Annotated in this window: 14 protein-coding genes; 3 read left to right on the top strand and 11 right to left on the bottom strand. The window is 37.4% G+C overall.

Annotated features, from left to right (window positions below; genetic code table 11):
• Positions 1-2: 2 nt before the first annotated feature.
• The 11 genes from NOV28_RS03425 to ribA form a co-directional block, all read right to left on the bottom strand.
• Positions 3-1,493, bottom strand: coding sequence for an ankyrin repeat domain-containing protein (locus NOV28_RS03425; protein WP_255927593.1), 1,491 nt, complete (start codon positions 1,491-1,493; stop codon positions 3-5).
• 361 nt (positions 1,494-1,854) lie between these two features.
• Positions 1,855-2,298, bottom strand: a complete 444-nt coding sequence (locus NOV28_RS03430) for an acyl-CoA thioesterase (protein ID WP_255927595.1) — start codon at positions 2,296-2,298, stop codon at positions 1,855-1,857.
• A 210-nt stretch (positions 2,299-2,508) separates the two neighbouring features.
• The gene (locus NOV28_RS03435; RefSeq protein ID WP_255927597.1) at positions 2,509-3,405 is read right to left on the bottom strand and encodes a 3-hydroxyacyl-CoA dehydrogenase; all 897 of its coding nucleotides are present in this window, start codon (positions 3,403-3,405) and stop codon (positions 2,509-2,511) included.
• 83 nt (positions 3,406-3,488) lie between these two features.
• Entirely contained in the window at positions 3,489-5,078 is a 1,590-nt protein-coding gene (locus NOV28_RS03440) for an MFS transporter (RefSeq protein WP_255927599.1), read from the bottom strand.
• A gap of 19 nt (positions 5,079-5,097) precedes the next feature.
• Positions 5,098-6,219, bottom strand: coding sequence for an HlyD family secretion protein (locus NOV28_RS03445; protein ID WP_255927600.1), 1,122 nt, complete (start codon positions 6,217-6,219; stop codon positions 5,098-5,100).
• 1 nt (position 6,220) lies between these two features.
• Positions 6,221-7,537 (bottom strand): TolC family protein, encoded by a 1,317-nt coding sequence (locus NOV28_RS03450; protein ID WP_255927602.1) that lies wholly within the window; start codon positions 7,535-7,537, stop codon positions 6,221-6,223.
• Positions 7,538-7,631: 94 nt separating this feature from the next.
• Complete coding sequence (locus tag NOV28_RS03455) at positions 7,632-8,495, bottom strand: helix-turn-helix domain-containing protein (protein ID WP_255927604.1); 864 nt, start codon at positions 8,493-8,495, stop codon at positions 7,632-7,634.
• A gap of 30 nt (positions 8,496-8,525) precedes the next feature.
• Positions 8,526-9,776 carry a type II toxin-antitoxin system HipA family toxin gene (locus NOV28_RS03460; RefSeq protein WP_255927606.1) on the bottom strand — a complete coding sequence of 417 codons (1,251 nt, stop codon included), beginning with the start codon at positions 9,774-9,776 and terminating at the stop codon, positions 8,526-8,528.
• Between the two features lies 1 nt (position 9,777).
• Positions 9,778-10,059: a helix-turn-helix domain-containing protein gene (locus NOV28_RS03465; protein ID WP_255927608.1), complete on the bottom strand. Its 282-nt coding sequence runs from the start codon at positions 10,057-10,059 to the stop codon at positions 9,778-9,780.
• A 645-nt stretch (positions 10,060-10,704) separates the two neighbouring features.
• On the bottom strand, positions 10,705-12,138 hold the full coding sequence (locus NOV28_RS03470; RefSeq protein ID WP_255927610.1) for an SDR family oxidoreductase: 1,434 nt from the start codon (positions 12,136-12,138) through the stop codon (positions 10,705-10,707).
• 45 nt (positions 12,139-12,183) lie between these two features.
• Positions 12,184-12,774 carry a GTP cyclohydrolase II gene (gene ribA / locus NOV28_RS03475; protein ID WP_255927612.1) on the bottom strand — a complete coding sequence of 197 codons (591 nt, stop codon included), beginning with the start codon at positions 12,772-12,774 and terminating at the stop codon, positions 12,184-12,186.
• 97 nt (positions 12,775-12,871) lie between these two features.
• On the opposite strand from ribA, the gene NOV28_RS03480 reads away from it, so the two are divergent.
• From NOV28_RS03480 to NOV28_RS03490, 3 genes are all read left to right on the top strand, one after another.
• On the top strand, positions 12,872-13,525 hold the full coding sequence (locus tag NOV28_RS03480) for a TetR family transcriptional regulator C-terminal domain-containing protein (protein ID WP_255927614.1): 654 nt from the start codon (positions 12,872-12,874) through the stop codon (positions 13,523-13,525).
• A gap of 517 nt (positions 13,526-14,042) precedes the next feature.
• Positions 14,043-15,365, top strand: a complete 1,323-nt coding sequence (locus NOV28_RS03485) for an ABC1 kinase family protein (RefSeq protein ID WP_255927616.1) — start codon at positions 14,043-14,045, stop codon at positions 15,363-15,365.
• The gene (locus NOV28_RS03490; protein WP_082423549.1) at positions 15,366-15,521 is read left to right on the top strand and encodes a DUF2256 domain-containing protein; all 156 of its coding nucleotides are present in this window, start codon (positions 15,366-15,368) and stop codon (positions 15,519-15,521) included.
• Positions 15,522-15,541: the final 20 nt, after the last annotated feature.

The raw sequence follows: 15,541 nt of genomic DNA on the forward strand, positions 1-15,541 counted from the left end.
TGTTATTTCAAAAATTCGATAGAGATGTTGTTTTTTGTAAGAAACTCATTGTCTTTTGCCAAGTCGTAAGCAGTTTCTTCAAATTCGGTTTTTAAAGTTTTATTGATTCCTTTTTCCACGAGGAATTTCAAGATTTGATCGTCTTTTGCGGTAAGAGCAGCTTTGTGAAGAGCGGAATTTCCATCAGCGTCTTGTGTATTGATATCAGTGCCGAGTTCAATGGCTTTTTTCACCAAATACAAGTCTCCTTTGTCAACCGCAAGATGAAGCAAAGTACTTCCGTTTTTTTGTGGAGCTTTCACGTCTAAACCAGCAGATTTCAACATATTAAGTTTTTCTGAGAAATCATCGGTTTGAGATTCTTGTCCTGGTCTTCCCGCAGGTTGGTAAGAGTTGAACCAATAATATGCGAGATTATTTCCACTAAGATCAGTTGCTTTTACATCTGCTCCGTTTTTAACTAAAAATGCCGTAATTTCAGCCGAACCGGAAGCTAAAGCTTTCATCAAAGCGGTTTCGCCTTTTTCGTTTTTAGCGTTGATGTTTTTTGTTTTAGCCAATAAAGCTTCTACGGTTTTTAAATCTTTTCCTCCGGAAGCAAGCATCAAAGCGGTGTTCCCTTCGTTATCGGCTTTACTTACGTCCACTCCTTTGTTGAGGAAATAAGAAATAATTTCAGCATTCGGTCTTCTTACCAATGAATGAAGAATTGTTGCACCTTTCGGATTAACTGCTTTTGGATTCAGTCCGTATTTTTCAACCAAAGCTTGGTAAACATCTAAACCATTTTGCTTCGCTCGTGAACCTTGGGTTGCGAAAAACAATGCTTGATCGGTAGGTTTTACACCTTTAGCAATAAGATGATCTATAATTTGAAGATTTCCCAATTTGGCAGCGTAATCAGCGGCGGTACGGCTGTAATTATCTTTATCTTTAAAAGACACTCCTTTTGAGGTGAAATAATCCAACAACTTAAAATCAGCATCGTTGGCGATGGTCAAATGAATGAGATTAGCGCCATCTTCATTTTTCTCTTTTGGATCTACTCCTGCTTTGAAAAGGGCGTCGTACACTGCTGTATTCTGGTTTCCACTTTCTGCCGCGTAACCAATTATCGATGCGCCATGGCTGTCTTTATAATGTACATCTGAACCGTTTTTGATCAACGTATTAACCACCTCCAAATTTCCTGAAGCGGCCGCCCATTGAAGATAAGTTCTCGAATGGTGGGTTTTCTTATCAACAGTATTTCCTTTTTGGGCAAGCAAAAACTCGATCACTTCATTGGAAGCTCTGTTGTTAATGGCCATTACCACCGGATCAAAGAATCCCGGATTTTGTTGTGTAGGATTGTTTCCTTTGGAAATTTCAGCCTTTACGGTTTCTAGTGAAGGATTGTTTTTCCAAAATCCACCATCGAGTAAGGTGTTTTTTTGAGCTTTACCAAGGAATGCAGCAAAAATAAAAAAAGCTGCGAAAAACGTTTTTCTCATATAAAGGAGGTATAATACGTGTGTAATTTTTATTTATAATAATTATAAATAACAAAATTAAACATTATTATTTCTTCACCAAAAAAAACAGGAATAAAAATGATAAAATAGTATGCAACGAAAAATAGATTGGCGTGACAGCTCCTATTTTCAAGCATAAAATAATAAAATAAAAGTCAGTTAATGAGCTACTTAACAAACATAAGTTCTCATTTAAATATACATCTTTTAAATATTCTAAAAAAGATCATCTACATTTTCTGAAGGGATTAAAGCAGTCAAAGCCCAGTCCTAGCCCAGGATAAAGGCACTCAATGTTTACTTATAATATTGATGAAAAATCAGATTAATAAGTCATGAATCAAATGAGAGCAGGCTCATAATCGATGATATCTTTACGCAACCAATCAGGAATTTCAATTGATTTCTTCACCGCGATGTCGATCATCACCTGTACGCTATTGCCTTTGGCGTGTAGGATTTCAGAGCCGTCTTTGGCTGTACTCGTGATCAGGTATTCGATTTCAAAACTTTTATTTCCTAAAGAAGAAGTCCGCATTTTGATGGTAGGATTTACTGCAGTCAAAGACAATTCCTTAAAGTAATCACATTCAATATGAGCGATTACAAACATGTATTTTTGCCAGTCCCACTGTTGGCTTACAGCGTGCATATAATGACCGCGCCCGATCTGGAAATATTCAAAATAATACACGTTGTTAACGTGAGCTAGCGGATCCAGATCATTCCATCTGATGCTTATCGGCATCGCAAATTTGTAATCTTCGATATTGATGTTGTTCATTGTTTTTTTATTTTAATGTTTATCAAAAATAGGTCAATAAATTTAAAAATAGAATAAGATAAAATCAGAATGCTATTTTAAAATTTACAGATATTCTTTGTTTTGTAGAGAAGTTCACCGGCAAATCGACTTCTTTTCGATGATGGACCTGCCGGTGTTGATTTTCATGCCAGCTGAAATGTTTCATTAAACAACTCTACTCCTTATATTTTATTTTAAAAAGTCTTTATCCTTATACGCCGGATTGGGATATTGATAAAAGCCTTCCCCTGATGAAGTACCAAGTTTGCCCAAATCTAGGAATTCTTGTTGGAGCTTTTTAACGGTTAATATCTTGATCGGATCCTGAGTAGCATCAGCTTTCATTTTTCGAATATTAAAAGCGGTATTGATCCCTATCACATCAATAAATCCAAATGGACCAAGCGGAGCTCCGGTAGCCACCATCCAAGTTTTATCAATGATTTGTGGATCTGCCACGCCTTTCCCCCAAAGTTCTAATGCTGCATCCAAAAAGGGCACCAATAAACTGTTCAGGATATACGCGGGCTGTTCTTTATGGATCGGCAAAGCAACCATTCCAATAGATTTGGCAAAGCTGACCAACAAGTCAAAAACTGCCTGATCTGTTCCTGAATGTCCCATAATTTCTGCGGTATTGTATTTCCGGATGTCATTGGCAAAATGGAGTGCAATAAATTGATTCGGACGTCCGGTGTAAGGAGCCAAAGCACTAGGAAGTAAGGTGGAAGTATTGGTTGCAAATATGGTTTTTTCAGGAGCCACGGTCGCAAGCTTTTCATAGAATTCCTTTTTGATCTGTGGGTTTTCGGGCACTGCTTCGATGATTAAATCGGCATCTTTTACTGCTTCTGCTAAGTCTTTTGAATAGCTCAAATTATTGAAAGTTGCGGTCAACTGTTCATCTGTGGCATTCAATTCATTTTTAAAAGCTTCGCTTAGCGTCTGGAATTTCGCTTTTGCCTTATCCAAAACCTCATCATTGATGTCATAAACAGTTACTTTATAATTATGAAATGCTGCCTGAAAAGCAATCTGGAAGCCTAAAACACCGCTACCTGCTACTGTTACATTTTTAATAGTCATGATACTTTGATTTTTTTGTTAATTAATATTGATCATTATTGCATTAAAAGCAATTCATCATTTATTGTTAAATGGAAACGCTACTAAATTTCACCGGTTTCCAATTCTTTTCGAATGCGAATACGGTTTTTTCTGCTCATCCATAGTTTGCCGGCCTTGTCTATCCTAATTCGTAAGAGTTGATATCTTATTTTACCAAAATGATGGAACAGCACGTAAACCAACACGCCCATTCCCGCCAAAATGATATAGCCATAAAGCGTTTTATTGGCAGCTAGAACCGCATTGATCTGAATATTTCTCAGGTTAATTCCACTTCCGGGACTGAGCAACGTAACATCATCCAGATACACCGCCAGATTACCTAAGCTTTGGAGTTGCAATTGGTACTGCGTCCAAGAAAATAATGATGAAAACATCCCTACGGTGATAAAGGTTCGCCACAATACGATAATACCGATTGCTGAGAGCAGTTCCGTCATGGCTAGTTTATCAAAAGTATAATACCAAATCACGATAAACAGTACACCCATGCCGTAACCTTTGAAAAACATTGGCAGCAGCCAACTTGCGTAATTAAATTCTGGAACCATAGAAAAGTACATCACGATTATGTACATCAAATAAGCTGCAAAGCCTGTAAACATCAGCATCCGGATGTGCATTGCATGGTTAAACCATTTTATAGAAACCACTGCACCAACGACCAACCCCGGAATTATCATAAGATTCAGCGAAGCATTCACTAAATGATTATATCCCAAAACACCGACGGCAAAGATATTCTGGAGCGCTGTGGTTCCTAAATACATTCCGAGAAAAAGGAGCATCAACATCCCGTGAAGTACATTGCTTTTAGAAAATGCTTTGAGCGATATAAATGGTCTTTTTATAATTTGCATTCTCAGAATGAATAATAAAAAAGTAACCGAAAAGGCAATTGTGGCACCTATAATTTTGTCGGAATCAAACCAAGCTTGTTGTTTCCCAAAAGAAAAGATATAGCCCAGAAACATAAAACTAATGACAAAGAGCAGCATACCAAGCCAATCGAGGTAATGCAACGGTACTTTTTTCATCATTCGAAGATTATGCTGAAAAACCACACATAACAATGCTGTTGCGAGACAAATTGCAGCGATTAACAAATAGGCATATTGCCAACTGTACTCCAGCGACAAATAAGTTACGTAATAAGAAGCAACCTGAGTAATCCCAAGAACTCCCGTATAGAATACTGCATAGAACCTTCCGCGGTTACCATCTGCACTCAAAATAAACATCAGAGGCAAGATAATCTCCATCATTGCTATCATTTTTAAAAAACTGATCAGGAAAGAGGCTCCAATAATAATTTCAGGTTGGTCGGTATTCCCCATCACCACGAACAAAAATGCCATTCCCGTAAGCGTAGTGACCATGATTTCTTTGGTTCGAAAGCGGGCTTTCAGCCGTATAACCAGTGGCATCGCCAACCCCATACCGATAACCCCTGCGTAATAAGCCCACATATAATCTTCGGTAAGTGCACCTGTAGCTCCCACCAAATAAGGGATATTGGCGGTATAAACCGATGTTACTCCGAAAAGTACAATGGATATCACCATAATAAGCAAAAGCATGATGGGTTTGGGAACCCAGCTGTGAAATAATCCTTGATTATATTGGCTCATTGTATTTTCTTTTTTTTAATTAATCTTTCAACTGGATGTTCATATTCATCCCGGCTTTGAGTTTTTCAACATTCTCTTTTTTGTTGGCTTGGGTAAATTCAATTCTTACCGGAATACGTTGCTGTACTTTCACGAAATTCCCGGTGGAATTATCAACAGGAACACTAGAATATCTCGCTCCGGTTGCTGCAGAAACTGCGGTAACAACGCCTTCAAATTCTTGCCCGCCTAAAGCATCTGCCTTCATTTTTATTTTCGAACCTATTGCTATTTTAGGCATTTGGGATTCCAGGAAGTTGGCAGTCACCCATTTTTGATCGTTCAATACGATGGTGGCTACTTGTTGACCGGGTTGCAGAAGCTGCCCTTCATTAATCAATCTTCTCCCCATCACCCCATCATAAGGTGCGGTGATCACGGTGTAGGAAAGGTTGAGCTTCGCCATATCCAAAGCGGATTTGGTACGTTGGATGTCTGCATCATTCAATCCCAATCTCGTTTGTACTTCCGAAATAGAAAGTTTGGTCGTGTTTTTCTGTGCTAATAAGGATTCATAAGCTGCTCTTGTAGCATCATATTCCGTTTTTACCTGATCATATTGTTGTTGGGTAACAGCTTCTGCTTCTAGAAGGTTTTTATAACGTTTTAAATTCTGCTCTACATTCCACAACCTTGCTTTTGCTCCTTCAATATTGGAGTTCATCACTGCTACGTTATTGGAAACCGTATTAACGGAAGATGAGGTCATGTTTCTTGAAGCAGATGCAGCCAAATAAGCCGCCTCAGCTTGCCCTACCTGAGTGAGGATTTCCCGGTTGTCCAAAATAACCAGCGTATCTCCTTTTTTTACCTTTTGGTGCTCAGTAAATTTGATTTCTTTGATGTAAGCCGAAACCCTGGTATTAATCGGATTAATAAATTCCTCAACCTGTGCAGATTCCGTATAGTCTTTGTCACCGATATGAAAGTATTTTGCAATCAACCAGTAAAAACAAAAAGCGATGACCGCAAAAGTTAATACATTGATGATAACGGCCTTTCTTATTCCTTTCTTAGTGACCTCTTGTTTGGGATTAATATCAATTCCCGAAGCTTGTGCTTTTTTTTCTTTTGGCATGTCTGTATTTTCTTTATTTTCCATGTTATAGAGTTCCTGTTGTTTTGATGAGATTATAATACTGATATAATACATTGATCTCTGCATTGGCATATTGCAGTTCTGCTTCCAGTTTGGCATTGGTGGCATCCGTCATTTCTGCCTGAATGGCCAGTTGATTCAGATATTTAGCCTCCACGATCTTATAGTTTTCCTGGGCAAGTCGTCGACTTTCCATCAAGATATTGGCGTTTTGTACAGATTCCTGATATTTGATATAGGCGGCGTTTACCCCCATTTCAATATTTTGTTTCATTAAAACCGTGCTCTCCAAAATCTGCGCTTTTTGCAAATTGCCTAGTTTTAGTTTCTCTTTGGTTTTGTAGAGATTGTCGATGTTATAATTTAATGAAAGTCCTACTTGCCACGAATTGGAATACATATCCATAACAGGATTTACGTTGGTGATCGGTCTCTGCATATTGTAGCCTCCGATGGCTGAAAGCGAAGGATATTTATCGGTATTGATAATCTGTATGTTTTTATCGGCCAACTCAACATTCTTCTTCATTGAATTCAATTGAGGATGGCTCTGATAAGCAAGATCGAAATAATAATTCTTATCCACCTCTAATAACTTTTCAGCAATGCTTTCTGTGGGAATAATGGTGGTATCATTAGGAAGTCCCAATGCCATGGAAAGATTATAATCCAGAATAGCAATATTATTTTTTACCACAAGAATTGCCTGATCCATATTCTGCAGCGCAAGTTCCCCACGAATCACCTCATTTCGGGTAATCATGCCTTGTTTATAATACTTTCTTACATTCTCCAGGCGCATCTCTGCCAGTTTTCTGTTGTTCTGATACACTTTTTCCTGATTGAGCAGTTTGCACAGATCCAGATAGTTGGAGATCACCAAAAACTTGATAGACTGCTGATCCTTCACCTCATCCAGTTCGGCGAGTTGTTCCCGGATTCCCATCATTTCTATTGATTTTTTCACGAGGCCGCCTTTATAAAGTAATTGCGATGCCTGCACTCCATAGGAATTCCCAAAATGCGGCATATCCTTGGTGGTTACTTTTTTGAAGTCCGGATCCAGAATAAGCACATCACCGATGTATCCGGCAGTGGCAGAAGCAGCGATATTGGGCAGAAGTTGCAGTTTCGCAACCTTGGTCTGTTGTTCCGCAATTTCTTTGCTAACGGAAGAAACCTTTAATTGTTGATGATTTTCCAGGGCAAGATTGATTGCCTGAGAAATATTTAATTCTTTCTGCGACTGACCAAATACCTGTCCGCACGAAAGAAAAACAGAAAATAATATTGAAAGCTGAATGCTCTTTGAACTTTTCATTTGTTCTATTGTTTTATGAGTGCAAAGTTATTGCAGCCCAATACTCAAACAAATGATTGAATTTCAGTAAAAGATGTTCAAAAGCGATATTTTATTACAAAAATTGCTTTCTATATTGAATAGGACTTATTTTTTGATGTTTTTTAAAGAAATGTGAGAAAGCATAAGAGTCGCTGAATTGTAAATCATTAGCTATTTGACTAATAGATCTTGAGCTTCCGGATAATTGGGCTTTTGCCTCATTCAAGATGAACTCAGAAATGATTTCATTGGCTGTTTTTCCGTTTTCCTGTTTCAACACATTGCTGAGGTGTCTAACCGATATTCCTAACTTTTGAGCATAAAACTGAACGGATTTATGGGTGAGATAATGCTCCGAAACCTGCATGATGAAATCATAAACAATCTGTTGCGAACGGTTCATCTTACCTTGTTGCTCGTGGTTGCCAAAAGGGGCGAAACTCATTAAAAAATAGATGATAAGCGTCAAATAATTCACACTAATTTCCTGTGAAAATTCTATTTCCTCCCGAGATTTGATGGTTTGGCTTAGCAGTTCTGTATTATCCCACAAAATGGAAAATTCTGCAGGTTTGAGAGGAAAATTCCTGCTCAGTTGTTTTTTTAGGTTGTTGTATAAATTGAGCCTGTTCAGTTTCAATGATACTTTTTCGATAAAAGACCGGTTGTAGGCAATAGAGCGTATTTCGATATCTTCACTGATTTCCAATAGCTCGTAAACAGATTTCATATCAATAAGCACCACCGAGTTTTCATGAATCTCTACGGTGTTGATGTGTTCCTTCAGGATCATTCTCCCTTTTTTCACAAACAAAATAGCAGAGTCTTTCGGGCGATACGGACGACCTACAGGAATATGCTCATAAACCTCTTTTTCCGTATAAACCGTTATCGACTGAAATTCTGGTTCTTGGTCGTGTGTTGGGGTATCTTTCATAGTTGATCGGTTGTTCTGTCCTCCTTACTTCTAAAAATGAAAAGCTTTGGTCATTAATTCTTGTTCGGCTCTTGATATTCCAATTTGTTCAGCAATGCCTTTCCAGTTTTTTACTGCACTGAAAACCTCTTTAATGATGTTGTCCATTTGCTTCTCGGGTAATCGAAAATATGTTCCAACACTTTTAGCCAAATCAAAATCCAAGGCATTGTTATCCATATCAATATTGAGTGCTAATCCGTTTTTATCTATAGAAGGGTTTAAATCGTAAGCCGGGGAAAGAAGCCAACCCTCTTTCGATAGAATAAAGCCGTGATTGCGTAGGTGATCGTCTGTATTCGAAATCGCTATATTGAAAATGATTCTACGCCATAATTGCTCAAGATTTTCATTCACATTAGTACCATAATCCTGAATAAATGCTACTAAATCTAAATAACTAGCAGGTTGATTTTTTATCGTTTCCTCATTATTTCCCGTCATGGTCATCGCTGAAGCAAAATGAATCCTTTCATTACCCACACGATCAAAGCGTTTCGTGAAAAACGTATGATGTGAACGTATAATTTTTTCTATTTTACATTCTGCCATATTGATTCGCGCATCAAGGGCGAGCTTATATGCCAAATATTCCCAAGCAGCTTTGTCTATACTATCATTTTTAGATGGAAATTTAGCAATCCAAGGATGTTTATTTTCATCTAATATATTGGCTTTAGGACGTGCGCCACCTAGCGAAGAACCAGGTGCAATTAAAATTTCAAGCCATTTATTCATGACATCACTGTCTTTATCGTTTTCATAATGCACAACCGCTTGCTGCAATTCACTAACAGTAGACCAAGGAGGAGTAGATTTTTCGGAATTATTATCCAAAAAATCACCATTCATGTCCAGTTTAAATCTTAATGCTCCCATTCGAGTTTCATCATACACTCCTAATAAAAAATCAACATCATATAGAGTTTTGGCAGAAACTCCATTTGCTTTGGCTAATTGTGCCTCTCGTCTTTTCATTAGGGTGCGCCCCCAAATATCAGGCATACTGTCTAGAAATACACCGAAATTTTCTTTTCCGTTAGCAAATTGTTGCCCCGCAAAAAACTGCAAGTCGGGATCTATTAAATATTGATGACCAGATAGCAACCACTGTTGATCATAGGTAAAGCTAAACGCTTTACGGCCTTTTGCTTGATGTGCTGACAAAACCCCAATTAATTTGGGACCTCCGAGTTCTTGCCAATCGGCATAAACATAAATATCTGTTTTATTACCCGCCATCTTATAATAACTCTAAATCTTGTAATTTGCGACCAAAAACATCATCGGCTGCTAACTTTAAAAAATCCTCTTGCAAACCCAATACTCGTAATACATTGAAGTAGGCACCCATAGCCACACTAGGTTCACCTTTTTCAATTAAACTTAAAGTAGATCGGGCAATATCAGCTCTTTCGGCTACTTGCACAGCCGTTAATTTTCGGCGTTTACGAGCCAACTTAATGTTTTCACCCATCTGGGCCAACTCATTTTTATGCTTAGGTAAAACGACTTGCTTTTTCATTTTGTCTGATATTTCATACAAATATAAATAATTTGACCGAAATAACGGACATTGTATTATAAATTATTGGAATCCGTTGAATGATTAGTACTACTCATAATACCTCAGTTTGTGATAAAAAAAACAGATTATCGGATAATTTCTGGTTATCTGTTTTTGTGTTAGATGGTATGGTGAGCGCTTTTATTATGGCTAAACTTTAGGATATAGGTGTTTCTCATGAATAATCAATGGTATATGTTACCTGTTCTTCTTAAAATGCTATGCTTGCTTTGGCTAATGTCTTTTTGAAGAATAGCTTTATGTTTATTTAGTTATAAAAATCTAAAAATCCTTTTCAAAATGCTCATATAACATCACCATTGCTAAAGTATCTAGTTCACAATATTTTAACAATCCTTTTCGTAATGTTTCCCTTTCTTTATCTGTCATATCTGTAAACTGCATTTTTGCATAAGCTGTCATTGCGGCACCACCATTATCAACATTTTCCAGATCATAAAATAGCTCATCTATTTCGTCTTCTGTCCAGTCTTGGAATAATGCAGGAAGATTTTTATAGGGGTCACTGGAATCTTCAGTAATCCATATATGTTCGCTTTCAAAATTTTAGGTCTGGCTCCTTTACATCAATCCGGAAAAATATTAAACACCTGTTGCCAACCTTCTCACCATTCCTTTAAAAATAATTCCGTGAAATGGTAAAACAGAATACCAATAGAGTCTTCCCGTTAATCCATGAGGCCGAAAAACCGCTTTTTGCCAAAGCTTCCCTTTGTAAACTTTAAACATCAGCCACGCTTCACCGGGAAGTTTCATTTCTGCAAAGAGAATGAGTTTTCCTTCTTCTTTATTAGCATACAACACCCGCCAAAAATCGAGTGCATCACCCTGATGAAGATTTTCAGGATGTGTTCTTCCGCGTCTCAGTCCTGGTCCGCCAGCAATTAAATCCATAAATCCGCGAACTTTCCAGAGACTTTGACCGTACCAACCGTTTTTGCCGCCTAAAGAAAAAATCCTGCTCATACATTTTTCGCGGTCATCATATTTTTCTGTTCTTAAATCAACAAAGCAACCGTATTTCGGAACATCAAGATAATCTTTCAGGCTGGAATCGCTTCTGCTGCTGATAAAACTGTCTTTCCAGCTTGAGGCAATTTCATTGTCCTGAATTTTAGCCAGCGTTCTTCTTAATGCCGTATCATAAGAAAAAGGCTGAACTCCCGTTATCTGTTTGATTTCCGCAAGACTTTCCGGTCTGCAAACCACTTCAATCTTCATACTTCCGACTAAAGCAGAAGCTAAATTATACGATGTTGAGGTTATAAAGTACAGCCAATACGAAGACAATTTCGGCGTCATTACAGGAACGGTAAAAATCATTCGTTTCAGTCCTCTTATTTTGGCAAACTCCAAAAGCATTTCTTTATAGGTCAAAACATCATTACATCCGATATCAAAATTTTTGTGATAAGCCTCTTCTTTAAATAAAGTAAAAATCAGAAAATCCAGAACATTGGCAATTCCAATCGGCTGACATTTGGTGTGAAGCCATTTCGGAGCCACCATAACCGGTAATTTTTCCACCAGATCTCTGATGATTTCGAACGATGCACTTCCTGAACCAATGATAATTCCCGCTCTCAAAACTGTGGCCGGAACTTTACATTTCATCAGAATTTTTTCAACTTCAAATCTTGAACTGAGATGTTCAGATAATTCTTTTTCATTAGCCAAACCCGAAAGATAGATGATGTGTTTGCAATCGGTTTTTTCAATATAATTTGAAAAATTAATGGCACATTGTTTTTCACTTTCCGCATAATCGTTACTGTTGCTCATTGAATGCATCAGATAATACGCCCCGGAAATATCTTTCGGAATATTTTCCAGTGTCTCGGGTTTCAGAAAATCCACTTCCACCACTTCAATCTGGGCATCATCAATATCTACACTTTTGGAAAAACGGTTTTTATCCCTGCAACAGCAAATTACCTGATAACCTTGTGCAGCGATTACATTTATCATTCGTTTTCCGATGTATCCGGTAGCTCCGGTAAGAAGAATTTTCTTCATGAGTTTGGATTTGGTAAGTGGAAATTACTTCAGTTAATGAGAAAACTATACCTTTTCTAAAAGATGCCCGAAATAATCTTTCTTTTTTGAAAGATAACTTTCGTTCACGTCATTCGATTCTATTTCCAAAGGAACTCTGTGATGCAGAATAATTCCGCTGTTTTCCAGAGATTTAAGCTTATCAGGATTGTTCGTCAGCAGATTAATTTCTTTCACATTCAGCATCTTAAGCATTTCCACCGCTACATCAAAATTTCTCCCGTCTGCAGGCAAACCTAATTTTAAATTCGCTTCCACCGTATCAAAACCTTTTTCCTGAAGCGCATACGCTCTCAATTTATTGATGATTCCGATATTTCTGCCTTCCTGCCGAAGGTAAATAATCATTCCGCCATTTTCCGACATATATTTCATTGCAGCGTCCAATTGCTGTCCGCATTCGCATTTTTTAGAATGAAAAATCTCGCCTGTGATACATTCTGAATGAAAACGAACGTTTACTGTTTTGCTGAAATCTGTATTTTCTGCCACCCAAACCAAGTGCGGATTCCAGTCTTCTTCGTGTTCTGAGAATGCATAAACAGTAAACATCCCAAAATCTGTTGGTATATTCGATTGTGCCTGTATTGTCAACATAATTCAAAAATTAAATGGTTTATATAGTACAAATTTATACTTTATTTTAATTGATTGTAAAATTATTTACTAATTTTGTCCATAAATAAATTCTATTATGCAAGAACAAACCCATATCACGCAGGAAAAAATATTTGAATTATACGGAGATTATCTTTTGAATCACGGAGAAAAACCGAAAAACGTTTACCTTTTTGCGAAAGAAAATAATTTTGAGGAGAAAGAGTTTTACCACTATTTCTCGGGATTCGAGCAAATTGAAAGCGAAATATTGAATCATCTTTTCACGAAATCCCTGGAACTCGCTTCGGAAGTGAATTCTTCGAGCGAAGTGACAACAAAAGAAAAACTCCTGAATGTGTATTACATTTTCTTTGAAAATATGACGATGAACCGTTCTTTAGTTTTATCTATTTTGGGAAGCAATAAAATCCAGAATATCAAAACGCTTCAGAAACTTAGAGAAACCCATAAACAATTTGTTAACACTCTCGATTTCAACGAGTGGGAAATGATTGAAAAAGCGAAAGAAGACATCCGAAAATTCAACGAAAAATCGAGACAGGAAGCACTTTGGCTCCATTTGGTTTCCGCCATTGATTTTTGGAAAAAAGACACTTCTCCCGATTTTGAAAAAACGGATATTTTCATCGAAAAAACCGTCGATACGGGTTTTGAACTGATGCACAATGAGCCATTGAGAAAAGTTTTCGACCTTGGAAAATTTCTGTGGAAGGAAAATTTTAAATGAGTTGATGAATAGCTATTGGCAACTGCTTTTGGTTTCTAATAAGCTAATATTTATTTGGGCAGCTATTTCCGCCCTCCACTCCCGCTTTTTTGCGCCAATTCTTTTCCGAGTCTTACAAAAAGAGCTCCGTTCAGGTCGGGCTGCTAGATTTGCCGATTCAAAATTTAAATTTAAAAGAATTAGGTACTTCAGTTGCGAAAATTAAAGAGAAAACGGGAGAATGTTCCGCTCCGTAGGTGCGGAATCTGTGTGGAAATTACGATTAATCTTATTGAAGAGAACTCCGTAGGAGTTCAATCTTAAAGAAAAAAAAATTAAACTTAATAGATTGCACTCCTACGCAGTGCTTCAAAATGGAAAATAAATTCTTTTTCTACACAGATAAAGCTCCCAAAGGAGCTTAAGAAATAAATAGTTATGCTGAGCTTTTCGAAGCACCGTTGCGAACTTAAAACAATTAGCAATTAAAAATCATTGCGACATTGCGTTAAAAACATTTGACAGACAAAATTTATAAATGAAAACATTAGATAAAATTCCTACAGGAAAAATTGAACGGACAAGCAGCCTGCTAAAAGCGGGAGCAAAAGTCGGTGTCAACTACCTGAAATATTACGGAAATAAAATCACGAAAGATGAAGAGGAGGCACGAAAAATTCTGAACGAAGACAATGCTGCAGACATTTACGATTCGTTAAAAGAATTAAAAGGTTCTGCGCTGAAAGTTGCCCAAATGCTGAGTATGGAAAAAAACATTCTTCCGGTGGAATATGTGGAAAAGTTCTCACTTTCGCAGTTTTCCGTTCCGCCTTTGTCGGGTGCTTTGGTGAAGAAAACCTTCAGAAAGTATTTCGGGAAAAATCCGGAAGATATTTTTGATGAATTTTCCGCCGAATCGGTTAATGCCGCGAGTATCGGACAGGTTCATACTGCAAAAAAAGACGGCAAAAAACTGGCGGTGAAAATACAATATCCCGGTGTAAGAGAAAGCATTTCGAGCGACCTGAAAATGGTAAAACCGATTGCGATGAAAATGTTCAACATCAAACAAGAAGGTTCGGAATCTTATTTTCAAGAGGTGGAAGACAAATTGTTTGAAGAAACTGACTATAATCTGGAACTGAAACGAAGTCAGCATTTTGCAGAAGAATGCAGTCATCTGCCGAATGTGAAATTCCCTTATTATTATCCGGAATATTCGTCTGAGAAAATCATCACAATGGACTGGATGTCGGGAATTCATTTTTCGGAATTTACCAAAAAACAGAATTCTCAGGAGGATTTGAATAAAATCGGACAGACACTTTGGGATTTTTATATGTATCAAATGCATATTCTGAAAAAAGTGCACGCCGATCCGCACCCGGGAAATTTTCTGATTTCGAAAAATAATGAATTATTGGTCATCGATTTTGGCTGTATCAAAGAGATTCCGGAAGATTTCTACATTCCGTATTTCGAACTGGCGAAAGAAGAAAATCTGAAAAATCCTGAAATTTTCCGTGAGAAATTATTCACCTTGGAGATTCTTCGAACAGAAGATTCACAACAAGAAAAAGAGTTTTTTGCCAAATTATTCTACGAATTGCTTGAATTGTTTACGAGACCGTTTAATCAGGAAAAATTTGACTTTTCGGATGAGTCTTTCTTTCAGGAAATTGCCGATCTGGGACAGAAGTATGCGAAAGTAAGTGATATGAAAGGAATGAATACCAACCGCGGTTCCCGACATTTTATTTACCTGAACAGAACATTTTTCGGATTGTATAATATGATGCACGATCTGAACGCGAAAGATGTAGCGATTAATCATTTTAAAAATTTTATAATATCTAAATAAATGCCTTCCGGATTACCTTCCAAAATCTGCGAAGTCTGCGGACTGCCTTTCAACTGGCGGAAAAAATGGAAAAAAAACTGGGACGAAGTAAAATATTGCAGCGAAAGATGCCGGAAAAACAAGAAATCAACATCCTCTGGTTCACCAAAGATTTGAGAACGAGAGATTCAGAGTCT

This window comes from Kaistella montana (assembly GCF_024436175.1).
In the GTDB taxonomy this organism is placed as follows: Bacteria; Bacteroidota; Bacteroidia; order Flavobacteriales; family Weeksellaceae; genus Kaistella; species Kaistella montana.

Coding starts and splice junctions, on each gene's coding strand:
- NOV28_RS03425 (WP_255927593.1), bottom strand. CDS start 1,493: ATGAGAAAAACGTTTTTCGCAGCTTTTTTTATTTTTGCTGCATTCCTT.
- NOV28_RS03430 (WP_255927595.1), bottom strand. CDS start 2,298: ATGAACAACATCAATATCGAAGATTACAAATTTGCGATGCCGATAAGC.
- NOV28_RS03435 (WP_255927597.1), bottom strand. CDS start 3,405: ATGACTATTAAAAATGTAACAGTAGCAGGTAGCGGTGTTTTAGGCTTC.
- NOV28_RS03440 (WP_255927599.1), bottom strand. CDS start 5,078: ATGAGCCAATATAATCAAGGATTATTTCACAGCTGGGTTCCCAAACCC.
- NOV28_RS03445 (WP_255927600.1), bottom strand. CDS start 6,219: ATGGAAAATAAAGAAAATACAGACATGCCAAAAGAAAAAAAAGCACAA.
- NOV28_RS03450 (WP_255927602.1), bottom strand. CDS start 7,537: ATGAAAAGTTCAAAGAGCATTCAGCTTTCAATATTATTTTCTGTTTTT.
- NOV28_RS03455 (WP_255927604.1), bottom strand. CDS start 8,495: ATGAAAGATACCCCAACACACGACCAAGAACCAGAATTTCAGTCGATA.
- NOV28_RS03460 (WP_255927606.1), bottom strand. CDS start 9,776: ATGGCGGGTAATAAAACAGATATTTATGTTTATGCCGATTGGCAAGAA.
- NOV28_RS03465 (WP_255927608.1), bottom strand. CDS start 10,059: ATGAAAAAGCAAGTCGTTTTACCTAAGCATAAAAATGAGTTGGCCCAG.
- NOV28_RS03470 (WP_255927610.1), bottom strand. CDS start 12,138: ATGAAGAAAATTCTTCTTACCGGAGCTACCGGATACATCGGAAAACGA.
- ribA (WP_255927612.1), bottom strand. CDS start 12,774: ATGTTGACAATACAGGCACAATCGAATATACCAACAGATTTTGGGATG.
- NOV28_RS03480 (WP_255927614.1), top strand. CDS start 12,872: ATGCAAGAACAAACCCATATCACGCAGGAAAAAATATTTGAATTATAC.
- NOV28_RS03485 (WP_255927616.1), top strand. CDS start 14,043: ATGAAAACATTAGATAAAATTCCTACAGGAAAAATTGAACGGACAAGC.
- NOV28_RS03490 (WP_082423549.1), top strand. CDS start 15,366: ATGCCTTCCGGATTACCTTCCAAAATCTGCGAAGTCTGCGGACTGCCT.